Below are 22,748 nucleotides of genomic sequence, written 5' to 3' on the forward strand. Positions count from 1 at the left end.
GCACTGCGACGGTCACCTACCTTGGCAGATTCACCTGAGCAGCTCGATTAGTCCGGTGTCCCGGTTTTCACGATTCACGTCTCGGATTGATCATGGCCTCAACTCTCAATAATCGAACAGCCAAGGCTCATGTTTTAAACGACGCCCCAAGGTTTCCTACCTGGGCACATCCAGCGACTCGGATAGCTAATGGGCATCTTTATGTTTGCTTCGAAGACCAGATCGATGGATGGTTTTCGGTCGTGGTGTTCAAGCAACTGATCGAACATCGAATTCTGAACATCACAGATGAATCGCTGTCGAGACATCCGCATTTTAAGGCGGGTTTATCCCCGTATGAGTTTCACTTGATAGAGCATTCTCCAGCCACGTCGCCGAACACATCCGATGCCGAGAGACATTGGGTCGTGACGTTTAAAGATGTCAGCCTCGATGTGATCGCCACGGCCCTGGAGCTTCGGCTGCCCTTGTATGAAGGGGAGTCCCCAGATCAAGCGCTTGATGCGTGCATCTGCACATCTGGACTCGATATCCCATAGGGGGCGAGCCTGGACTGCTCAGAAAAACCGGCCGGTTGCTGCCGTTTACGAGAAGCTGCGAGCAGCTAGAAACTGATATTTACGATATGAACGCAAGGTCGCTTTTTATAGGGTGCGCAGTGCGCACCAAGCCAGATCGGTGATCGCTTCGGTGCGCACCGGACACCCTACGGGGATAGCGTCCGGCAGGAGATTTCGATGTCTGCTTCGGGCAAAAGGGGACGGCAAAAGGGACAGATTTATTAAACGACTCTAATTAGAGCTACTGAATAAATCTGCCCCCTTTTCCGAACGGTGATCGCTGCGGTGCGTAAAACACATCGTATGGGAAAGAAAACGGAACTAGGCTGTCTGCTTTGTGCGCAGACTGTGCTCGGCGCTCTCACTGCCATGCGGTTTAACAGGAAGAACCGATCATGCAACTCCTCTCAAAAATCATTGGTATCAGCCTGGTGTTGTGGGTGGCCCAGCTCCAAGCCGCCGAAGTCCAGCCAGCGGTAAAAGCCGCCGCCGAAGACAAGGCCGAAGTACTGGAGCAGAAAGCCGCCGACAAGGACAGCCTCAAGGCTGCCCCGCAGGCGTCACCCCTGAGCAAAGCCGAAGTCCAGGCAGTCGACCCCGCCGGCAAGGCGCCGATGGACGACGCCATCACCTGCCTGTCGCGCACGATTTACTGGGAAGCCAAGGGCGGTGCCATTGAGGACATGGAGGCCGTGGCGAATGTGGTGCTCAACCGCCTCGGTCGCAAGGAGTTTCCCGATACGGTCTGCGCGGTGGTCAAGCAGGGCTCGGAAAAAGCCCTTGTCAGTTTTCCTGGTGGTGTGACGGTCGACCCGATCAGGTCGAGGAAGAAAGCCGCTACGCCGTCGCCAAGGAGATCGCCCGCAAAGCCCTCAACCAGCAACTGCCCGACCGCACCAATGGCGCGCTGTTCTTCCACGACCGCAGCGCTTCGGTGGACTGGTCCAAGATCTATATCAAGACCAAGGAGATTGGCAGTTTCAAGTTCTACAAACCCAAGAGTGTGGCGGCGCGTTAGCGGCGCGGGTAGAGCAACAAAGGGGACTGTTTATTAAACGACTCTAAATTAGAGCAGCTTAATAAATCTGTCCGCTTTTTTTGTCCCCTTTTTTCTACTAACTAGCACCTGCTCGGCAGCTAATCGCCATGGTTCAACATGTACTGAAGTAGTTCTTCATCATCGAACATCTGCTCTTTGCCATCCCCAAGAACGGGCGCAAGATGCCAATGCTCCGCGTCTATATGAACAATGCGCAGCAGTTCCCCGGACTCAAGCCAAAGAACCGGGGGACTTCACCACGCAACCAGCAGTTTGAAGCGAAACTATCAGTTCATGGACCGGCGAGTGGTCGAACTCCACGTTCCAGCCCACTTGCGCGGTGAACGCATCCACACGATGGAAAGTGACGGGCTCAGCGGCATATTCAAGAGCATTGAATACCGAACGCAGCTCAGCGCTCACATCGTCATCAAAAAGCGGTCTGGCTTCACTAATGTAAAACTCGACGAGCGAAGAACCTGTAGCGGTTTCGTTACGCAGCAGGCAATAAAATGCGCTTTCCATCAAAGGTTATCCGCTCAGATTCATTGATCGATTCGTAAACGCCGTCGAAATAGGCTTGTAAGTCCGGCGCGAAATCGCGGGTAAAAAAGCGGCGACAGAAATCTATAAACCAAAGATCTTCGTAAGCAGATGACGCCCCACCCCCCCCGCTGAAAAGAGCAAACAGGAATTGACTGGCCCCTTCGTCAAACGCCTCTCTGTCGGCATCGAGTAACTCTAGCGTGAAATTTTTTTCGACCTCATTGAAAAGGACTGGTGAAAGACTTTCGGCAGCTTTCCCCCGATAGGCGAGGTGCCAGAAGACCCCTTGCAGGCGTCTGCGCAACTGCGACGGAGAAGCTAGAAAATCTCGATGAACGTACGCGATCATTTCCCAACGTTCTAGAAGCAGTGGGTACTCCAACAGCTTCCCGAACTTTATTGGAGAATCCATAAGATCCGTAATGGTCTCGCGGGAATGGGCTGATCCATACGCATCGAAATAGCGCCTGAACTCTTCCTCGGAGATAGTCGGTGCGCTGAGGCACAGAACTAAAGGCGCGAAAGCAGGAGTCATCCCTTCACCCCCTTCGCGCTGTAATCGCAACTCCCCTGTAAAGTGCAGGTGCTTCAGGCGTGTATCGAACTCTTTAGAAGCGCGCCCTACAAAACGGTCGCAAAATTCAGACACTTGATCGTATAAAGCACGACGCTCTGCCGAATTCGGATCGTCAAGATTTTTGTAAACCTGCGAAATAGTTTCTGTCATCAATCATCCTCCGTGTACATGCCGGCGCGTTCAGCGACGCTCTCAGCCAACTTTTTGCCCCGGTCAACCAGTTCTTCAGCAATAGTATCTTCGAGGTCCACCCCAATCAGTCGCTCAACAACCGATAAATAATAGAGCGACAAAGGGGACTGATTTATTAAACGACTCTACTTAGAGCATTTAATAAGTCTGTCCCTTTTGTTTGCATCCAAAATCGATCTGCTCGAATCCACCATCGAGTTTAGCTTCGTAGGTCTAGTAAACCCTACCGAGCCGCGTTCGCCCAATATTCGTAAGTTCGTAACGCCTGATCGGAGAGCCTGTAGCTATCCAGGGTCGAGGCGCGGGTTTCGATAAAGTGTGCAAGGAAGGCGCTGATCGCTAGACGCTGAGCTAACGAGCAGTAGACGATCAGCGCATTGTCCTCTCCATCGCCTTCTAGGTGACCTATTAATTGCATGGCATACGTGCTGTTGTCGTCGGTGCCTTCCAGCGCGAAGCACACCAGGCTGGGCAGGTAGTAAGCCTTGGCCTGTGGGGTACAGAAAGCGAAAGGATCGGCGGCGGGATTGGCGACGTGTTCGCCGGTCAGCGTTTGCCGGTCATGGGTTTGCAGCAGCTCATCGTATTCGGTGCACTCTTCGCAATGTTGATGGTTGGCGACGCAGTGTTCGGGTCGTTCAATGGCAGCAAATGCTTGGTTTACCTGGGCGATGATTGCTTGGTCGATAGGGCTGAGAGATGGCGTAGTGTGGGGCTGGCAATGGTCCATGTAGAGTTGTAACTCCTGCGGCTCAACGGCTTGTCGACGTGTTTAACAGAAAAACCGACAGATTTATTTTTCTACTCTAACCATCCGCTCCTGCCGATAGCGAACACCGCGAAGAGCACGTTATATTCCGCTGCTGCATGGTAAGGGATCGAGTTTTACAAAGGTTCTAGCAGCCAGATAGAGATTTTGAATCTGCCCATTCTTCTGACCGAGCTGATCAAAAACCCCTATTTTTCGTGGAACCCAGTTTCTTATGAAGCCCAATCGACGCCCAGTTGGGAGAACAATTCCCCAAGCCCTCTGTGGCCGGGTTGATTCTCTCTGCAAAAGTCGAGTGGAAGTGCAGTTTTTCCGCTTGCTCTGTTTTTCAGATTGCTATCCCGCGGCACGGCACGCGAATGGCCACTTCTGGCCGATCTCTACCTATTGCCCCAACAGCGAGTGAAGCTTTCTCCCGCCATACCTCTCAAGCCCCATTACCGAGCGCCGATAACGCGATTTCAAGCTCGACCTTACGGAACGGTTTGGCGAGCCGCGCGAGGCTCGGGTCAAGTTCGTCCAGTTCGGCATAGCCGGAGACCAGCAGGATGGCAGTGGCGGGTCTGGAGGTGCTCACGCGTCGGGCTAGATCAGTCCCGCTGATGCCGGGCATCAAGTGGTCGGTGACGAGTAAATCGAATTGCTGCCCGGTGTCCAACAGGCGTAACGCTTCCTCGCCTGAGGCGGCCTCGATCACGCAATAGCCGAGCTCGGTCAGCATGTAAGCGGTACTGGTGCGAACCAGTTCCTCATCGTCGACCAGCAGCGCCACACCGCGTGTGGATAGCGGCTCTGGTGCCAGGTAAACGGGGGCTGCGGTGGCCGGCGCTGCTGAGCTGCGGGGCAGCCAAAGCTCTACGGTTGTGCCTGATCCGGGCAAGCTCTGAATGGTCAGCGCGCCGTCCAGCTGCGATGCCAAGCCATGAACCATCGAAAGCCCGAGGCCGGTGCCTTTGCCGATGCCCTTGGTGGAAAAGAACGGTTCAACCGCACGCGCCAGCGTGGCCGCATCCATGCCTACACCCGTGTCTGTCACGCACAGGCAAAGGTAGTCACCCGGTTCCAGACCGGAGCTGTGACCTGCGCTCACCCACTCCACGCGAGCGGATATACGCAGAATGCCGCCCTCGGGCATGGCGTCACGCGCGTTGACGGAGAGGTTCAGTAGCGCCATTTCGAGTTGATTGGGGTCGGCCATCGCGGCAGGAAGGTTGTCCGCCGCATCGACCACCACTTTTATCTGCGGCCCGCTGGTGCTGGCGATCAGTTCGCCCATGTCGGTCACCAGCTTCACCACGTCGACCGGAACCGCTTGCAGTGGCTGACGCCGGGCGAATGCCAGGAGCCGGTGCACCAGGGTTTTGGCACGGTCGGCCGATTGCATAGCGCCGCTGATCAGCCGCTGTTCGCGCTCGCCGCCTACGCCCCTTCGTTGCAGCAAGTCGAGGGTGCCAACGATTGGGGTGAGCAGGTTGTTAAAGTCGTGGGCAACGCCGCCGGTAAGCTGCCCCATGGCTTCCATTTTTTGGCTCTGACGCAGTGCCGCTTGCACTTCTTCGCGCTCGGCAACGGCCCGGGCGATTCTGCTTTCGAGGTTGGCATTGAGCTCGCGCAGTTGCTCTTCCGCCGCTTTGCGCGCGGTGATGTCGACTGCCGTTCCGGTCACTCGCAAGCAGCGCCCGGCGGCATCGAACACGCCCCGGCCCTTGGCCGCTACCCAGCGAATAACGCCATCCTCTCTGCCGACGGTGCGGTAGTCGACGTCATACAGCGCGCGCAGTTCAGGGTCAGCGGCGGCGGCGAAGGCCTCGAGGGTGGCTTGTCGGTCTTCGGGGTGCAGGCCGTTGTAAAAGTCGTCGATGGTTACCGGCACGTCCGGTGAAATACCAAATATCGCTTTGGTGCGCGCCGGCCAGATGAGCGCGTTCTGAACGTTATCCACGTCCCAGAAGCCCACCTCGGCATGGTCGACGGCCAGGCGCAAGCGCTCCTCGCTCTCGCGCAGGCGCATCTCGGCCCCTACCCGTTCGACATGCGCCCAGCAGCGCTCGACCACTTCACGAATCAGTGAAATTTCAGCCGGTGTCCAGTCTCGTGGCTGGTTGTGATGCACCGCCATCATCGCCGTGAGCCGGCCGTCTTTCACCAGCGGGCAGCAGATGATGGCGTTGATGCCGATGGCTTGAAACGTTTCGCGCCCATCTTCGGCTGCCAACTCCGCAGTAACGTCGTGGACCACCAGCGTGCGGCCGGTGCGCATATCCGCCGCCGCCCTTGAGCCGAAGAGATCGAGGCTATACGCACCGACCGAGCTGTCGATGTTTGGCGCTGTGTAGTCGCTGCGAATCCAGAAGCGGTCCTGGTCGGCATCCACATCGGCATAGGCGCAGCGCGACACGTTAAGCCTGCGCCCCAGCAGGCTGGTCGCGGCGAGCATCGCGTCTTCGGCATGGCGAATGTTGAACAGTTGGTTGTCGAGTTCATCCAGAAACCGCAAGCGCGCCGCGCTCTCTTGCAGGGCCGCGTCCGCTTCGTGCTCGACGGTACGGTCGCGGAAAATTTTCACGAAACCGCCATGATCCATGGCAAGCGGCATCATCAGCCCGGAACCCCAGAAGCGCGTGCCGTTTTTGCGCACATGCCAGCGCTCGTTAATGGCGCGCCCCTGATGCTGAGCAAGTTCAAGCTCGCCGTAGAACACACCCGCGGCCCGATCGGAGGCCGTATAGAACAGATCCCCCGCGCAGCCCAACACCTCCTGCCCGTTATAGCCGACGATCCGCTGCGCGCCGATGTTCCAGCTGGTGACCGTGCCTTGGGCATCAAAGGTGATGATGGCGAAATCCTCGGCGCCCTCGACAATCTGGCGGTAGCGCGCCTCGCTGATCCGAATCGCGGCTTGCGCGCGAGCCCGGTGCACGATCAGGCCGATTGTCTGCACAACGAAGTCAACGATTTCGGTGTCTGCCGGCAGCGGCTTGCGGGGTTCCGGGTGAAGCAATACGAACGTGCCGAGCACACCGCCCTGCGCCGAACAAATTGAGGTGGACCAGCACAGGTTCAGCCCCTGTTCGCCGGCCAGCGCGTGGAATCCCGACCATAACGGGGCGTGCTCAGCATCGGCGTCAGGGCGTATGACCATGGCGGCGGGGTCGGCGCACGCCGGTGGCAAGCTAGGCGCGGCGCAGTGCTGCACCTGCGCGCCCTCCTCGTCGAAGAGCAGAATGGCACCGACAAAACCGGACGGCGACAACACCTCAACCTCGCGGACCATGGCGTCCAGCGCAACGTGAAGTGAGTGTTCCTCTACCGCCACTTCCAGAATGCGGTTCTGTGCAGCTCTTTGTTCAGCTGCACGGTTGCGTGCTTGGGTGAGCCGCGCATTTTCAATGGCAATGGTGGCCAGCCGCGCCAGACTTTCCAGGCGCTGGATCGTGGCGTTGTCCGGGGTGTGAACCTCGGACCAGTACGCACCGAGCGCCGCGACCGCCGCTGGCCTACCGATCGGCACCATCACCAGGCTGCGAACGAAAGTCGGCGCGTAGGCTTCTTGCGGAATGCGGGAGTCCAGCCGAATGTCAGGGATGACCACCGTCTCACCGTGACGCATGGCCCAGCCTGAAATGCAGTGGTCAGCGGGAAAGCTCTGGCCTTGCCACAGCTCAGCCACTGCGTCTTCGGCTACATACGAACAGAAGCCGTCGTCAGCGATAACCACGGTAATGCCTTGCGCGCCGACGGTAGCTCGCGCCGTGTCGCGCAGCACCTGCACCACCTCGTCTACCGTGCCGGCCATTACCAGCCGCTCACTGGCGTGCAGCACATGAGACAAGCGCTCATCGCTGTCTATATCTACCGGAACAGAAGGCAAACCGATCTCCCAAGGAACGCCATAGAATTCTTTCCACAGACTGCAAACGTCCGCAGAACAGGCCCTTCCCCTGCCGGGCAGGACCGGGAATCAGTTTCGCAGAAAAGCGTTCAGGGCGTCATTCACACGTTGAACATCCCGGCTAAATCGGTCCAGCCACGGTAACCACCGGGTCGTTTATGCGCTGTATCAACTCGGCCCCCTCGTTACGCGGATTGCCGACCGCCTTGGGTACGGGATACCAGGTGAAGGCCTCTGCACCCAGCCCGTGTTCGGCGGCGATGATCAGTGCTCGAACCGGATCGGTTTCGGCGTTGAGCCATTCAGCAGCGAGGGCTGGCGGCAGCACCACGGGGCGGCGGTCGTGGATGTCGAGCAGCCCTGCGTCGGCGGCGCCGGTGACGATGGTGAAGCCGTCGTCTTCGCCCTGCTCCAGGCCTTGCGTTACATGGCACAGCGAGGCAAAGAACAGCGGTGAAGCGTCCCGGGCCTTGATGAAGTAAGGCTGCTTGAGCTTGGGGTCGTCCGGGTGTTTAACCCACTCATACCAGCCATCAGCCAGCGCCAATGCGCGCTGCTTCCAGATGCCACGGAAGAACTTACCGGTGGCCAGTGTTTCGACCCGGGCATTGATCGCCCGTGGCATTTTCCCCTTCGCCCAGTGCGGCGCGTAGCCCCAACGAACATTCTCCAGCGCCAGGCCATCGCCCGTGTTGTAGATGATCGGCGCACGCTGGGTGGGCGCGATGTTGTAGCGCGCACCGGCTGCGGGGTCAGTGCGATCGTCAATGGGCTGCATGATGGCCAGCACGTCACGCCAGCGGTTGAGGTCTTGCTCTTTTGCGTATCGGCCGCACATGTCAGTGGTCCTGCTGGTTGCCTTAAAGGTCAGACCGGCCAGCGCGTCAGGCGTGCGTAAAAGCGACAGGTGCGACCGTCACATGAGTGTTGAAAACGGAGTTCCGCGAACCCTTTAGGCCCAGCGAACTTGCGCCGGGAACCGCGCCACAAAGCACGTGCCTTCCTCGGCCGTCGACACCACGCTCAAGCTGCCGTTATGCCCGCTCGCAATTTCCGAGGCGATGTACAAGCCCAATCCCAAGCCTTCGCCGCGGGCGCCGCCTTCGGAGCGGGTGAAGGGTTTGAACAGCAGCGGCATCAGTTCGGGCGGAATCGGTGTGCCCTGATTGGTGACGCACAGGACAACTTCCGGCCCCTCGGCATAAGCGTTGATGGTGATTGGCGCATCGATGTCGCCGTGGGTGACGGCGTTGCCGACCAGGTTCGACAACAGTTGGCTCAGGCGCAGCGGGTCGCAATACACGCCGGCCGGCAGGGTCATGTGGCGAACAAGGGTGGCGTCGGGGTACGAGGCGCAAATTTCGTCGAGGGTGAGTTGCAGGGTGTGGTCAAGATCATCGACGACGGTCCGGTGCACCGGTATGCCATCGCCCAGCCGGCCTCTGGCGAAGTCCAGCACGTTTTCAATCAGATGGCCCATGCGCACCGAGCTGTTGCGGATGGCGGCGATCAGTCGCGATGAGCGCGCGTCGGTGGGCTTGCTGTCCATCAGGTCGGCGCTCATACGAATGGCGCTCAAAGGCGTGCGCAAGTCATGGCCGAGCACGGCAATAAATTGTTCGCGCAGGCGGCTGGTGTTGTGCGCTTCGGCCAGGTCGGCGCGCGAGGTGCTGAGCTGGCCCTGGGTGTCGAGGTTCATGGCGATGAGCTGGGCGAACAAGGTCAGCGTCTGCACGATGGTCGGGTCGTCGAGGTTGGCGGGCACCGAATCAATCGCGCACAAGGTGCCGAAAAAGTCGCCATTGGCGGTGATGATGGGAATGGAAATGTAGCTTTCCAGGCCATACAGCAGCGGGGTGTGGTGGGTGGCGTATTCGGGGTGGACGCTGGCGTGACCAAACACCACCGGGTTGCGGTGGCCGCGAATCTCGTGGCAAATCGTCGAGTCCAGCACCAGCTCGCCGCCAGGCTGCAGGCCGAACTCAATCGAGTCGTCGACGGCGCAGGCCACCCAGTACTTCTCCGTCACCCGCGCCACAGCGGCGAAGCGCATGCCGGTGAGGTTTTTGACCATTTTGAGAATCAGCGGCACCGCTTCGATATGGGCGATGGCCTCGACGGAGGCGGCGTATTCGGGGTTGATCACTGGCTGAGCCTCGGGATGCGAGGCGCGAGATTATCACGCCGACCGAAGCGCTCGAAGCACCGCTCAGCCGTACCGCCGACGGTAATCGGCGGGTGTCACGCCCACGTGTTTAACGAACGCACGGCGCAAGGTATCGACGTTGGCAAAGCCGCATTTTGCCGCCACCTGCTTTGGCGCATCGCCAGCAGTTTCAAGCAGGGCGCGGGCTGCAGCTATGCGTGTGGCTTCAACCCAGGCGGCCGGCGTGACGCCGACTTCGGCGTGAAACAGCCGAGCAAAATGGCGCGGACTGAGCCCGGCATGGGCCGCCAGGCTTTCGACCGAGTGCGCCAGTTGCGGATGAGCGGCGACCCAGCGCTGCACTTCCTGCAACGCCGAGCGCCCGGATGGCCCCGCCTCGCCCCGGCGGCTGAACTGCAACTGGCCGCCCGGCCGCTTGAAAAACATCACCAATTGCGCGGCCACGCCCATGGCCACGTCACGCCCGAGGTCTTCCTCCACCAGGCTCAAGGCCAGGTCCAGGCCCGCTGTCACGCCGGCTGAAGTGCGCAACTTGCCGTGACGCACATGCAGCGCATCCGCCTCAACGGTCACGCGCGGGTACTGGGCGCGCATAACGTCGACAGACGCCCAGTGCGTGGTAATGCGCCGGCCATCGAGCAAGCCGGCGGCGGCCAGCGCAAACGCCCCCGTGCACACCGAACCGAACCGCCGTGCCTGCCGCGCGCTGTGCTGAATCCAGGCGAGCAGTTCGGGCTTGTAATGCAGGCTCGCGGCATGCGGCGCGCCGGCCACGATGAAGGTATCGAGCTCACCCAGCGGCTCGCCCACCACGGCGTCGGGCAAGAGCCGCGCGCCGGATGAACTGCTAATGGGCCCCGCCTCGCACGCCACTACGCGAAGCGCATACACCTCGCGCCCGGCTTCCAGATTGGCCTGGGCGAACACATCCAGCGGGCCGGAAACGTCGAGCAACTGCATACCCGGCAAGGCAAGAATGGCGATGGTTTTAGTGTTTTTCGAAGCAGGCATGGTGCACGTCTCGGTATCACGCGAAATGGCAGTATATGACGCTACACGCCGTTTGATGCCATAGCCGCCGATCATGAAACTGACAACGCCCCCTACTCTTCTCTGGAGCGTGTCATGAACCCGAACATTGCCGGCATCACCATCCCCGACAGCCAACTGGCGCGGGAAATCACCGAATGCGTACGCGACAACGCCTCACCTTTGCTGTTTCACCATTCCAGCCGCGTGTTCTATTTCGCCGCGCTGGCTGGTCAGCGCATGGGCCTGAAATTCGACCCCGAGTTGCTCTACTGCGGGTGCATGTTTCACGACATGGGCCTGACCCATCAGCACAGCAGCGCCTGCGAGCGCTTCGAAGTGGACGGTGCCAACGCGGCGCGCGACTTTTTGCAGCAACGCGGCATCGCCCAACCCGACATCGACACGGTGTGGACCTCCATCGCGCTGCACACCACGCCGGGCATTCCCCAACACATGCACCCGGTGGTCGCGCTGGTGACCGCTGGGGTGGAAATGGATGTGCTGGGCCTGACCTACCCCAACTACAGTGTCGAAGAACGCGAGGCGATCACCCGCCTACACCCGCGCGGCGCGCAATTTAAGGAGGACATCATTCAAGCGTTCTACGACGGCATTAAACACAAGCCCGACAGTACGTTCGGCAACGTCAAAGCCGACGTGCTGGCCGACAAAGACCCGCGCTTTACCGCCGGCAACTTCTGCGAGGTAATCCGCACCTCGCAGTGGCCGAGTTGAGGGTCGGCTGCATCGTCGGCATCACGCAACCCAGCGTTTGAACAACACGCTGGCGTTCACGCCGCCAAAACCGAAGCCGTTCGACAGCGCGTACTCAATGGGCATTTCCCGCGCGCCGCCATGCACGATGTGCAGCCCGCCGACGGCGTCGTCCGGGTCGCTGAAATTGAGCGTGGCGGGCACCAACTGATCGCGGATGGCGAGGATGGTGAAGATCGCTTCAAGGCCACCGGCCGCACCCAACAAGTGCCCGGTGGCCGACTTGGTCGACGTCACCGCCACGCCCGAATCCTCCCCGAATACCGCTTTGATGGCGGCCAACTCCCCTTTGTCGCCCACCTGCGTCGACGTGGCGTGGGCATTCAAATGCTGAATCTGGCTTGGCGTAATGCCCGCTTGGGCGATGGCCTGCTGCATAGCCCGGCGCGCGCCGTTGCCGTCTTCCGGGCCGGCGGTCAGGTGATAAGCATCGGCACTGGTGCCGTAGCCCACCAGCTCGGCAATCACCGTGGCGCCGCGCGCTTGGGCATGTTCCAGCGACTCAATCACCAACAGCCCTGCGCCCTCGCCCATGACAAAACCATCGCGGGCTTTATCGAAGGGGCGCGAGGCTTTGGCTGGCGTGTCGTTGTACGCGCTGGACATCGCCCGCGCCGCCGCAAAGCCGGCCAGGCTGACGCGGTCGATGGACGCCTCGGCGCCGCCGCAAACAGCGATGTCCGCTTCGCCGCTGCGGATCAACCGCGCGGCATCACCAATTGCCTGAACGCTGGCAGCGCACGCCGTGACTGGCGCACCGATGGGGCCGCGCAGGCCGTGCTGAATCGACACATGGCCGGCGGCGAGATTGGCGAGAAAGGACGGAATGGTGAACGGCGACAAGCGCCGTGGGCCTTTGCTGTCGGTGGTGCGCACCGCATCGGCAATGGCGCCGAAGCCACCAACGCCGGTGGCAATGATGGTCGCTGTACGCTCGCGCTGGGCGTCAGTGCTCGGCTGCCAGCCGGCTTGCGCCAACGCCTGCTGGGCGGCGGCCAGGGCGAACATGATGAAGCGGTCCATCTTTTTCTGTTCTTTGGCCGGGATAAAGGCGTTGGGGTCGAAGCCGGCTTCTGGGTCTTCTTCGAGCGTGGGCACGGTGCCGGCGATTTTGCAGGTGATGTCGTCGACCGTTTCGGCCGGCAAAGCACGAATGCCGGAGCGGCCGGCGAGCAGACGTTGCCAGACGGGTTCAATGCCAAGGCCCAGGGGCGAGACGAGGCCCATGCCGGTGATGACGATGCGGGTGTGGGGCATAACGGGGTTCCTTTTTTTCTTCGTTTTTGGGCAACCGCCGACGTGTACGCAGTGGTCGCTGCACGTCGGCTAGCGGGATGTTCGGTTGTACGCAGCTACTAACCTCTCCACCGTCATTCCCGCGCAGGCGGCGGTCCGACGATTCGGGATCCAGAATTTCCAGTCGTACACCGACTGAAGTGCGCAGGTATTCATTACCGCGCGTGCTGAACGATCTGTTTCCGCCTTACGTGCATTTCAACCAAACCCCCCGTCATCCTCGCGAACGCGGCGGTCCGACGATTCGGGATTCAGAATTTCCAGTCGTACGCCCGAGCTGGCCTAACGTATTCATTACCGCGTGCGCTGAACGTTTTGTTTCGCGCCTTACGCGCATTGCAACCACCCCCTCCGTCATCCCCGCGCAGGCGGCGGTCCGACGATTCGGGATCCAGAATCTCCAGCCGTACACCGATATGAAGCGCGCAGGTATTCATTACCGCGTGCGCTGAACGTTTTGTTTCGCGCCTTACGCGCGACTCACTTTTTCCAGTCGCCGGTATGCCGGACCATGAAAAAGTAAGCAAAAACGCTCGCCCCTACCTTGGGTCTCCGCTGCGCTCCGACTTTTCTCATTCCATCGCCGCTCCGGGGGCCGGACTAGGCGTCCCCGCGATAAAGGCCATCCTTGGCCCGACACGCCTTTCTCGGCTCCCGGCCGCTCAACCCCCTACACGTCGACTCCATTCGGCCTGCGATGAATGGGGCGGGTAGATCACAAGCGGTAAATCAAAAGCCAGATCAGGGTCACAAGCATCGCGGCTGAAGCCGCTCCTACAGAGACGATATAGATACTGTGGGAGCGGCTTTAGCCGCGATGCTTTTGATCACTAACTGCCACTTCCCCCGGTGCATTCCATCCACCCCCCAAAGCCTTGAAGCAGTCCACCGCCGCACTGGCTGCCGCCGCTCGCGCGAGCAGGTGCTGTTCCTGGGCTTGTTGCAGGCGGTCGTCGGCGTCGAGGGCTTCGAGGAAGCTGACGCTGCCTTGTTGGTAGGCGGTATACGCGGCGGTGCGGGCGTCGGTCAGGGCGGTTACGCCGGCTTCGAGTAGCGCGGTTTGTTGTTCGCTTTGCACCAGTTGGGTCATGGCGGTTTCCACGTCGGCGGTGGCTTGCAGCAGGGTCTGTTGGTAGGCGGCCAGCGCCTCGGCGTCGCGGCCTTTGGCGTAGTCGACTTCGGCACGCACACGGCCAAAGTCGAACAGGCGCCAGCGCAAGCCGAGCACGCCCTGGGCCAGGTTGGCGTCGCTGGAGAGCAAGTTGCCACTGACGGTGGTGGCCGAGCCAAGCAAGGCGCCCAGGGAGAACGAGGGGTAGTAGTCGGCTACGGCGGCGCCGATGCGGGCATTGGAGGCGGCGAGGGTTCGTTCGGCGGCGATCACGTCGGGACGACGGCGCAGCATCTGGGTTTGCCCGCCCGCCGTGTCGATGCCGGGTGCGGTCGGAATGGCGGTAGCGACGGCAAGCGTGCTGTGCAAACTGCCGGGCGCGACGCCGCTCAATACTTCCAGCGAGTTGAGGGTGCTTTCAATGGCGCTGCGCAGCGGCGGCACTTGCGCCGACACCGTGGCCAGCACGCCTTCGGCCTGTTTGAGTTGCAGGTTGGCGATTACGCCTTTGGCGTATTGCAGTTGCATGAGTTGGACCAGCTCGCTTTGCGTGCGAACGCGGTTTTCCACGACGGCTTGCCGCGCTTGCAGGGCGCGCAGTTGGATGTAGCCGCGTGCGGCCGACGAGGTGACCATCAAACGCACAGCCGCCGCTTGCGCCACGCTGGCTTGCTGCTCGGCATCGGCCGCTTCCAGCTGTCGGCGCAGGCCGCCAAACACGTCAACTTCCCAGCTGGCGCCAATGCCCACTTGGTACAGGCTGGCGTTGCGGTCATAGCCGGGCGCGGAGCTGGCGAGCCGGCCCATGGGGTCTTCGAGGGATTGATGGGCGCGGCTGGCTTGTGCGTTGAGGTCACCGGAGGGCAACAGGGCGGAACGGGCCGACAGGTTCAGGGCGCTGGCTTGCGAGACGCGAGCCACGGCTTGCGCGAGGTCGAGGTTTTGCGCGAGCACCTGATTGACCAAGGTCACCAGCCCGTCGTCGGCGAAGCCAGTCCACCACTGCGTCATATCCGCCGCCTGGCCGGCCGCGGAGCGTTGGTCGAGCAGGGCCTGGTTGCGAAACGGCGCCGGCGCCGGCGCTGACGGCGCCTGGTAATCGGGCCCCACGGCACAACCGGCTAGCAAAAAAACGGGCAACAGACGCGCCATCCAGAGGGGGCGCAAGGCAAAGGGCGGCATGGTGATTCCTGTGGTCACGTTCGGCTTTTTGTTTACCAACCTGCAAAACAGTAACCTGCAAAAATGGTTATGCCAATGCATACCCCATCAAAATAGCTGATCTTCGACATCAACGAAAAGCAATCGAGTTACGCATTTACAATACCGTAAACAACCACGAATAATGCGAGCCTGAATTTTCCGGAGCTCGTCATGTCGATACGTCCCGCTGCCCTTCTCTCTCGCTGCCAGCGCGCTGGTGTTATCTGGCTGCGGTCAGCCGCCGCAAAGCGACCCGCGCGTGGCCGACCCGTTGGTGAGCACGGCGCTGGTGCGGCCCGACACTTCGCGCAGCCAAACCTTTACCGGTGTGGTGGCTGCGCGGGTGCAAAGCGATTTGGGGTTTCGCGTGTCGGGCAAGGTGGTTCAGCGCCTGGTGGATGTGGGCCAGCGGGTGCGCAAGGGGCAGACGCTGATGAAGATCGACCCGGTTGATCTGAACCTTGCCATCACCAACCAGAAAGGCGCGGTGGCCGCCGCCAAAGCGCGCTTTGTGCAGGCGCAAGCGGATGAAGCGCGGTTGCGCACGCTGGTGACGGCCGGGGCCATTTCGGCGATGAGTTACGACCAGTCGGTAGCCGCGCTGAACAGTGCCAAGGCGCAGGTGGACGCCGCGCAAGCGCAGGCCGATGTTGCTGCCAATGCCAGCCACTATGCCGAGCTAAAAGCTGACGTCGACGGCCTGGTGGTCAATACCGCCGCTGAGCCCGGGCAAGTCGTGATCGCCGGACAAACCGTGGTGCAACTGGCCAAAGACGGCGCCCGCGAGGCCGCCATCGAGTTGCCGGAAACCCTGCGCCCTGCCCTGCAATCTCGCGCCGATGCGCAGCTGTATGGCAGCCAGGGCCAACCGGCCAGCGCCACGCTGCGCGAGCTGTCGGAAGCGGCCAATCCCATCACCCGAACCTTCGCGGCCCGCTATGTATTGGACGACACGCTGAACAACGCACCGCTGGGCGCCACCATCAAGATCACCCTGCGCGGCGACCCGGCGAACACGCCGGCGGCGCTTACCGTGCCCCTCAGCGCCCTGCGCAATGACGGCGGCGCGTACAGCGTGTGGGTGGTCGACCCTGTGGCGCTGACGTTGCAGGCACGGGCTGTCACCGTCATCGGCCTGAGCCTTGAAACCGCGCGCATCAGCGGCGAACTGAAAGCCGGCGAAACCGTGGTGGCACTGGGCACACACTTGCTGCACGCCAACCAGAAAGTGCGCCTGGGTAATGCGCTGGCGGTGACGCCATGAGTGGTTTCAACCTCTCCGCGCTGGCAGTACGCGAACGCTCGGTCACGCTGTTTTTGATTATGGCCGTCACCCTTGCCGGCCTGATCGCCTTTATGAAACTGGGCCGCGCCGAAGACCCCGCCTTCACCGTCAAGGTGATGACAGTCACGGCCGTGTGGCCCGGCGCCACGGCGCAAGACATGCAAAACCTGGTGGCCGAGCCGCTGGAAAAGCGCCTGCAAGAACTCAAGTGGTACGACCGCGTGGAAACCATCACCCGCCCCGGCCTGGCGCTGATGACCCTGACCTTGCTCGACACCACGCCGCCCGCCGCCGTGCCCGATCAGTTTTATCAGGCGCGCAAAAAGCTCTTCGACGAAACCCGCAAGCTGCCGCAAGGCGTGCTCGGGCCGTTTGTGAACGACGAGTATTCCGACGTGTCGTTCGCCCTCTATGCACTGAAAGCCCATGGCCTGCCGCAGCGCTTTTTGGCGCGCCAGGCCGAGGACATTCGCCAGCAGGTGCTGCAAGTGCCGGGGGTGAAGAAAGTCGACATTCTCGGCGAGCGGCCAGAGCGAATTTTCGTCGAGTTCTCCTATGCCCGCCTGACCACCCTGGGCGTGAACCCGCAGGCGATTTTCGATCAGTTGCACAACCAGAACGCGATCACGCCGGCCGGCTCCATCGACACCAAAGGCCCGCAAGTATTCGTGCGCCTGGACGGCGCCTTCGATGACCTGGAGAAAATCCGCAACACGCCTATCGCCGCGTCCCAAGGCCGCACGCTGAAGCTCAGCGATGTGGCCGAGGTGAAACGCGGTTATGAAGACCCGGCAACCTTCCTGATTCGCCACAACGACGAAGACGCGCTGGTGCTAAGCGTGGTGATGAAAGAAGGCTGGAACGGCCTCGACCTGGGCAAATCGCTGCAAGCCGAGGAGCAGAAAATTTCGGCCAATTTGGCGCAGGGCATCAGCTTTACCAAGGTGACGGACCAGGCGGTGAACATCACCGAGTCGGTCGATGAATTCATGATCAAGTTCGTCGTCGCGCTGGCGGTGGTGATGATCGTCAGCCTGCTCAGCCTCGGCTGGCGGGTCGGCATTGTGGTGGCGGCCGCTGGCCGCTGACGCTCGCCGCCGTGTTGATCGTGATGCTGGCCACCGACCGGGTGTTCGACCGCATCACCCTGGGCGCATTGATTCTAGGCCTCGGCCTTTTAGTGGACGACGCCATCATCGCCATCGAAATCATGGTGGTGAAACTGGAGGAAGGCTATTCGCGGGTGGCGGCGGCGTCTTACGCCTGGAGCCACACGGCAGCGCCGATGCTGGCAGGCACGCTGGTGACCGTGATCGGCCTGATGCCGGTAGGTTTTGCCCGCTCCACGGCGGGCGAATATGCCGGCAATATTTTCTGGATTGTTGGTTTTGCACTGATCATCTCGTGGGTGGTGGCGGTGTTTTTCACCCCCTACCTGGGCGTCAAGCTTTTGCCGGACATCAAGAAAATCGAGGGCGGCCACGCGGCCATTTATTCCACGCCGAACTTCCAGCGCCTGCGCCGGCTAGTGAGCGGCGCTATCAAGCACAAATTCCTGGTGGCAGGCAGCGTGCTCGGGCTGTTCGTGCTCGCGGTGGGGGGCATGGGCGCGGTGAAGCAACAGTTTTTCCAAGCTCCGACCGCCCCGAGTTATTGATTGAAGTGCAACTGCCCGAAGGCACCTCGATCAACACCACCAGCGAGGCAACGAAAAAGGTCGAAGCGTGGCTCAAGGCCCAGCCGGAGGCGAAGATCGTCACCAGTTATATCGGTCAGGGCGCGCCGCGGTTTTTCCTCTCGTACAACCCAGAGCTGCCCGACCCCTCGTTCGCCAAAATCATTGTGCTGACCGACGACCAGACGGCCCGCGACACCCTGAAACAGCGCATGCGCGTGGCGGTGGAAAACCAGCTGGCGCCCGAAGCGCGGGTGCGCGTCACGCAACTGGTGTTCGGTCCGTACACACGCTTCCCGGTGGAGTTTCGCGTCATGGGCCCAGACGCCGAGAAGCTGCGCGGCATCGCCCAGCAGGTAGCCGAGGTGATGCGCAAAAACCCGAACATGCGCCAGGTGAATACCGACTGGTCGGAGAAACAACCGACCCTGCATTTCGTGCTCGACCAAGACCGTTTGCAGGTCATGGGCCTGACCTCCGCCGAGGCTTCGCAACAGCTGCAGTTTCTGCTGACCGGCACCACCGTGACGCAAGTGCGTGAAGACATTCGTACCGTGGAGGTGATGGCGCGCACCGGCGATGAAGAACGCCTGGACCCCTCGCGTATAGAAGACATGACGCTGACCAGCCGCACCGGCCAGCGCGTGCCGATCCGCCAGATTGGCCATGTTGAAGTGCGCGCCGAAGACCCGGTTCTGAAACGCCGCAACCGCATGCCGACCATCACCGTGCGCGGCGATATCAACGAGCTGATGCAGCCGCCGCAGGTGTCCATGCAAGTGCTGGCCGAACTGAAGCCGGTGATCGATGCCCTGCCCCTGGGCTATCAGATTCAAATGGGCGGCAACATTGAGGAGTCGCTCAAAGCCAACAACGCCCTGGCACCGATTTTCCCAATCATGCTGCTGTTCACCCTGGTGGTGATCATGATTCAGGTGCGCAGTTTTGCCGCCATGACCATGGTGGTGCTCACCGCGCCCCTGGGCCTGGTGGGCACGGTGCCGGTGCTGCTGCTGTTCAACCAGCCGTTTGGCTTTAACGCGATTCTTGGGTTGATTGGCCTGTCGGGCATTCTGATGCGCAACACGCTGATTCTGATTGGTCAGATTCACACCAATCAGGCAGAAGGGCTCGACCCGTACCACGCCGCCGTCGAGGCCACGGTGCAACGCGCGCGACCGGTAGTGCTGACGGCGCTGGCTGCGGTGCTGGCGTTTATTCCGCTGACGTTCTCGGTGTTTTGGGGCTCGATGGCTTACACACTGATTGGCGGCACGGCCATCGGCACGGTGCTGACGCTGCTGTTCCTGCCGGCGCTGTATGCGATCTGGTTCAAGATCAAACCGCCGCCGGCCCACGTACCAGCAGCGTCGGCAGCGCAACCCGCCGCCAGCTGAGCGCATTAAGCGGGCGTTGCCGACGCGGCGCCCGCTGGCCGGTTTGCGCTAGAATCGCCCACCTGCCACCGGCTCCCTTATTCAGTTACCAGGCCTATGCACAGCGAACTCGACTCCAGCGCCCTTCCCACCTCCGGCCAACGCGGCCCGGCGGAGCATGATCGCCGCGCGCAGATCATCACCGTGGCGGAAGGCTTGTTTCGCGAGTTCGGCTACCGCAAAACGTCGGTGGCCGACATCGGTAAAGCCCTGGGCATTTCCACGGCGTACATCTACCGTTTCTTCGAATCCAAACAAGCCATCGGCGAAGCCATCTGCGCGCACACGCTGGAGAAGATGGGCGACAAATTACGCGCCATTGCCGATCAGGATTTATCCGCCACTCGGCGCCTGCGTCTGTTTATGAAAAGCGCGCTGAAATTCAGCTACGACTTGCTGGTGGTGGAGCGCCGCGTGAATGAAGTGGTGGTGGAAGCCATTAATGGCGACTGGTGCACGGCCGCTGGCCACCAGGCGCAGCTCTACGCGATTCTCGAACGCCTGGCTGACGATGGCCGCAAAGCCGGCGAATTCGAAAAGAAAACGCCGCTGGATGAAGTTACCGACGGCCTGGCCGAAATGATCTTGCCGTACACCAACGCCCATTGCCTTAACCAACGTTCTTGGGAAGACCTGGAGAAAGGTGTCAACGCGGCGACCAATCTGATGCTGCGCAGCCTGGCGCCCTAAAGCGCCGGCTAACCGCGGCCCTCACCCCAGCCCTCTCCCGCAAGCGGGAGAGGGAGCCGATCGCGGCAGGTCTCCCCTCGCCCGCTTGCGGGAGAGGGGCTGGGGTGAGGGCCGGCCGCAACGAAGATCCCACCTCATCAACGCGTCACGACCCAAAACCCCATCGCCACCGCACTGATCCCCGCCCCCAACCCGCACACACCCTGCCACCCAGCGCTCGCGTACACCCACGTCGTAGCCAAGGCCCCCGCGCCACTGCCCACCGCATAAAACAGCATGTACAGACCAATCAGCCGGCCGGGCGCCTGCGGATGGTTACGCAAGATCAGGCTTTGATTGGTTACGTGCAGCATCTGGCCGCCGAGGTCGAGCAGCACGATGCCGAGCATCAACGCCCAGAGCGACGTATCCAGCATCGACAACGGCCACCACGCCAGCAGCAGCGCCAGCAAGGCGGCAAAGGTGCTGCGCTCGGCGAACCCTCTGTCCGCCCAGGCGCCGGCGCGAAACGCCGCCAGCGCGCCGATCACGCCAACCAGGCCGAACGCGCCAATGGCCGTGTGGGAAAACCCATAGGGCGGCGCGCTCAGCGGCAGCACCAAGGCACTCCAGAAAACGTTCAACGCCGCGAACAACGGGGCGAACAGCTGTTCGCCGTGGTGGTGGCGTTACGCCAATGGGGGGAAGCGCAGTTGTTTGGCGAGGGCGAAGTGCATTCACAGCTGGTCGACAAAGCCAGCCGCCAGACGCTGGCACCGCTGATACCGACCACATTGAACGGCACGCCCGTTGCGCCGAGCGATACCGAAGTGGTCAAGGTAAACGACTAGCCCTAATGTTTTTCGTAGGAGCCAGCTTGCTGGCGAATCCTGCAAACGCGATTCGTGACCGATGTTTCCAGGGTTCGCCAGCAAGCTGGCTCCTACAAAGAGTGTGGGCGCTACGCCAGCCTTTGATTGATCCAGCTTCTGGCATAGGCCGTGACGCGTTTGCCCATCACCGTTGGAAACTGAACCACGCCGTGGGGCCCTTCTGGCAGCAGATTGGCCTCGACGTCGGCCACCTCGCCCCAGCGTCTGGCCATTTCGAAGGTGTCGTCGCGCAGCGGGTCGAGCTCGCCGGCAAACATCAGCGCTGGCGGCAGGCCGTTCAGGTCGCCGTACAGCGGCGACAGCGGCGGTTTCTGCCGTTGTTCGTCGGTAAGTCCAGGCGTCAGCAGGCGCAGCGCATCGACCATGCCGGGGCCGTCGAGCACCAGGGTGTCGGGGCCGGCGTTGCGAACGCTGGAGGTTCCGGTCAGGTCGTAGACGCCGTAATAGAGCACCGCGCCCTTCACCCGCTGGAGTAACTCTGGCGAGGTTTTAAGCGCCAGCAACGTGGCCGCCGCCAGATGCCCGCCGGCCGACTCGCCCACCACAATCACCGGCAAACCTTTGAACAGCGCCGTCTGGTCGCTCAGCAGCCAGCGCGCGGCGGCCAGGCAGTCAGCCAGTAAACCTTGAATAGGCGTTGATGTAGCCAGGCGGTAATCCACCGACACCACGGCGACATCGCAGTCGCGCACCATGGCGCTGTTCAAGTGATCGTTCATTTGCGCGTTGCCGATCACCCAACCGCCGCCGTGAAAATCCAGCACCACGCCTTTGACCGGCCCTTTGGGCTGCACAATACGCAACGGCACCCGACCCTCCGGCGTGGTGACGTAACGCGTATGCACGCTCAGCCCATGACGCGCCAATTTCGCCCCGCCGCCGACCTGGCCGAGCCGCAACAGCGCTTGCAGCAGCGTGGGGGCAATGCGGTTGCGGATGCGAAAGCGCGGCATCCATTTCAGTTTGGAGTTGAAGCGCTGAATGTCTGCCAGCTCGCGTGCATCCGCTGGCCAGCGCTGTTCGGTTAACGCCATCGGTTACTCACTCAAAATGCTCAGGGTTTACCGGCTCGCCTGGTTTCATCGCCAGTTGCGCGCGTACGTCTTCGAACATGGCGTCGTAGTGTTTGTGGATTGAGCCAATGCTGCTCTGGCTTTTCGGGATGCCGTATTTTTCGGCGATTTTCGTCACGTTGCTGGCGAAGTTGTACGCCTCGTCCCGTGGCAGAAAGAAGCTCTCGCGCACGTCTTTGCCTTGAATGCTGCCATGGAGGGTGAAGAGCATGCCCTTGCCTTTTTGCTCATCAGAAGAAACTTCGTAGTCGATGCAAATGTTGTAACTCACATCGTTGGGCGTCAGCGCGTGGCGCTCGATGTGCAGGTGACCGGGGGTAAACGTAGCCATGTTTTTCTCTCCTGAATAACGGTAGCCAGCGCCGGCAACGGCGGAATATGGGTGGGCCCACAGGGTGTGTACGCTAGTTTTTTTCCCTGATTTGTAAAGCGCAAAGCGCCACGTCAAGCCCCCCAGCGCAAGGCCGGGTGATGTTTCAACATTCTGCCCCTAGCGCTCTTATGACGGTTGCATAAACTGAAGGTGCATTAGAAAAGCCGAATCAAGAGTTGTAACTAG

17 protein-coding genes and 2 pseudogenes are annotated in these 22,748 nt (G+C 61.1%); 7 read left to right on the forward strand and 12 right to left on the reverse strand.

What is annotated here, in order from left to right:
* Nucleotides 1-92 precede the first annotated feature (92 nt).
* Both ACZZZP_RS15130 and ACZZZP_RS15135 read left to right on the forward strand, forming a co-directional pair.
* Nucleotides 93-539 (forward strand): hypothetical protein, encoded by a 447-nt coding sequence (locus ACZZZP_RS15130; protein WP_463383291.1) that lies wholly within the window; start codon nucleotides 93-95, stop codon nucleotides 537-539.
* 416 nt (nucleotides 540-955) lie between these two features.
* Nucleotides 956-1,578, forward strand: a pseudogene (locus ACZZZP_RS15135) (cell wall hydrolase).
* A 252-nt stretch (nucleotides 1,579-1,830) separates the two neighbouring features.
* Here ACZZZP_RS15135 and ACZZZP_RS15140 read toward each other — a convergent pair.
* From ACZZZP_RS15140 to ACZZZP_RS15170, 7 genes are all read right to left on the reverse strand, one after another.
* Nucleotides 1,831-2,124 (reverse strand): hypothetical protein, encoded by a 294-nt coding sequence (locus tag ACZZZP_RS15140; RefSeq protein ID WP_463536653.1) that lies wholly within the window; start codon nucleotides 2,122-2,124, stop codon nucleotides 1,831-1,833.
* Nucleotides 2,093-2,872 (reverse strand): hypothetical protein, encoded by a 780-nt coding sequence (locus ACZZZP_RS15145; protein WP_463536654.1) that lies wholly within the window; start codon nucleotides 2,870-2,872, stop codon nucleotides 2,093-2,095. The genes ACZZZP_RS15140 and ACZZZP_RS15145 overlap by 32 nt, the downstream gene beginning before the upstream one ends.
* Nucleotides 2,873-3,137: 265 nt before the next feature.
* The gene (locus tag ACZZZP_RS15150) at nucleotides 3,138-3,644 is read right to left on the reverse strand and encodes a hypothetical protein (protein WP_463383295.1); all 507 of its coding nucleotides are present in this window, start codon (nucleotides 3,642-3,644) and stop codon (nucleotides 3,138-3,140) included.
* Nucleotides 3,645-4,110: 466 nt separating this feature from the next.
* Nucleotides 4,111-7,554 (reverse strand): GAF domain-containing protein, encoded by a 3,444-nt coding sequence (locus tag ACZZZP_RS15155; RefSeq protein WP_463383296.1) that lies wholly within the window; start codon nucleotides 7,552-7,554, stop codon nucleotides 4,111-4,113.
* Nucleotides 7,555-7,696: 142 nt separating this feature from the next.
* Complete coding sequence (locus tag ACZZZP_RS15160; RefSeq protein WP_463383297.1) at nucleotides 7,697-8,413, reverse strand: SOS response-associated peptidase; 717 nt, start codon at nucleotides 8,411-8,413, stop codon at nucleotides 7,697-7,699.
* Between the two features lie 114 nt (nucleotides 8,414-8,527).
* Nucleotides 8,528-9,721, reverse strand: a complete 1,194-nt coding sequence (locus ACZZZP_RS15165; protein ID WP_463383298.1) for a GAF domain-containing sensor histidine kinase — start codon at nucleotides 9,719-9,721, stop codon at nucleotides 8,528-8,530.
* A gap of 63 nt (nucleotides 9,722-9,784) precedes the next feature.
* Nucleotides 9,785-10,753 carry a GlxA family transcriptional regulator gene (locus ACZZZP_RS15170; RefSeq protein ID WP_463383299.1) on the reverse strand — a complete coding sequence of 323 codons (969 nt, stop codon included), beginning with the start codon at nucleotides 10,751-10,753 and terminating at the stop codon, nucleotides 9,785-9,787.
* Between the two features lie 114 nt (nucleotides 10,754-10,867).
* On the opposite strand from ACZZZP_RS15170, the gene ACZZZP_RS15175 reads away from it, so the two are divergent.
* Nucleotides 10,868-11,509, forward strand: coding sequence for an HD domain-containing protein (locus tag ACZZZP_RS15175; protein WP_463383300.1), 642 nt, complete (start codon nucleotides 10,868-10,870; stop codon nucleotides 11,507-11,509).
* 21 nt (nucleotides 11,510-11,530) lie between these two features.
* Here ACZZZP_RS15175 and fabF read toward each other — a convergent pair whose 3' ends face one another.
* Nucleotides 11,531-12,805, reverse strand: a complete 1,275-nt coding sequence (gene fabF / locus ACZZZP_RS15180) for a beta-ketoacyl-ACP synthase II (RefSeq protein ID WP_463383301.1) — start codon at nucleotides 12,803-12,805, stop codon at nucleotides 11,531-11,533.
* A gap of 847 nt (nucleotides 12,806-13,652) precedes the next feature.
* Nucleotides 13,653-15,137, reverse strand: a complete 1,485-nt coding sequence (locus ACZZZP_RS15185) for an efflux transporter outer membrane subunit (protein WP_463383302.1) — start codon at nucleotides 15,135-15,137, stop codon at nucleotides 13,653-13,655.
* Between the two features lie 175 nt (nucleotides 15,138-15,312).
* Here ACZZZP_RS15185 and ACZZZP_RS15190 point away from each other — a divergent pair, with 175 nt between their 5' ends.
* The 3 genes and pseudogenes from ACZZZP_RS15190 (at nucleotide 15,313) to ACZZZP_RS15200 (ending at nucleotide 20,244) form a co-directional block, all read left to right on the forward strand.
* Entirely contained in the window at nucleotides 15,313-16,422 is a 1,110-nt protein-coding gene (locus ACZZZP_RS15190) for an efflux RND transporter periplasmic adaptor subunit (protein WP_463536956.1), read from the forward strand.
* Nucleotides 16,419-19,515: pseudogene (locus ACZZZP_RS15195) on the forward strand (efflux RND transporter permease subunit). Before ACZZZP_RS15190 ends, ACZZZP_RS15195 begins: the two are co-directional and overlap by 4 nt.
* 96 nt (nucleotides 19,516-19,611) lie before the next feature.
* Complete coding sequence (locus ACZZZP_RS15200) at nucleotides 19,612-20,244, forward strand: TetR/AcrR family transcriptional regulator (protein WP_463383304.1); 633 nt, start codon at nucleotides 19,612-19,614, stop codon at nucleotides 20,242-20,244.
* 137 nt (nucleotides 20,245-20,381) lie between these two features.
* Here ACZZZP_RS15200 and ACZZZP_RS15205 read toward each other — a convergent pair whose 3' ends face one another.
* Nucleotides 20,382-20,843 (reverse strand): MFS transporter, encoded by a 462-nt coding sequence (locus tag ACZZZP_RS15205; protein ID WP_463536655.1) that lies wholly within the window; start codon nucleotides 20,841-20,843, stop codon nucleotides 20,382-20,384.
* A gap of 57 nt (nucleotides 20,844-20,900) precedes the next feature.
* Here ACZZZP_RS15205 and ACZZZP_RS15210 point away from each other — a divergent pair, with 57 nt between their 5' ends.
* The gene (locus tag ACZZZP_RS15210) at nucleotides 20,901-21,074 is read left to right on the forward strand and encodes a hypothetical protein (protein WP_463536656.1); all 174 of its coding nucleotides are present in this window, start codon (nucleotides 20,901-20,903) and stop codon (nucleotides 21,072-21,074) included.
* Between the two features lie 110 nt (nucleotides 21,075-21,184).
* Here ACZZZP_RS15210 and ACZZZP_RS15215 read toward each other — a convergent pair whose 3' ends face one another.
* A complete protein-coding gene (locus ACZZZP_RS15215) occupies nucleotides 21,185-22,150 on the reverse strand; it encodes an alpha/beta hydrolase fold domain-containing protein (RefSeq protein WP_463383307.1) in 966 nt (321 codons plus the stop codon).
* A 7-nt stretch (nucleotides 22,151-22,157) separates the two neighbouring features.
* Nucleotides 22,158-22,520 (reverse strand): DUF5064 family protein, encoded by a 363-nt coding sequence (locus ACZZZP_RS15220; RefSeq protein WP_463383308.1) that lies wholly within the window; start codon nucleotides 22,518-22,520, stop codon nucleotides 22,158-22,160.
* Between the last annotated feature and the right edge of the window lie 228 nt (nucleotides 22,521-22,748).

Source organism: Pseudomonas sp. AC211 (assembly GCF_979258055.1).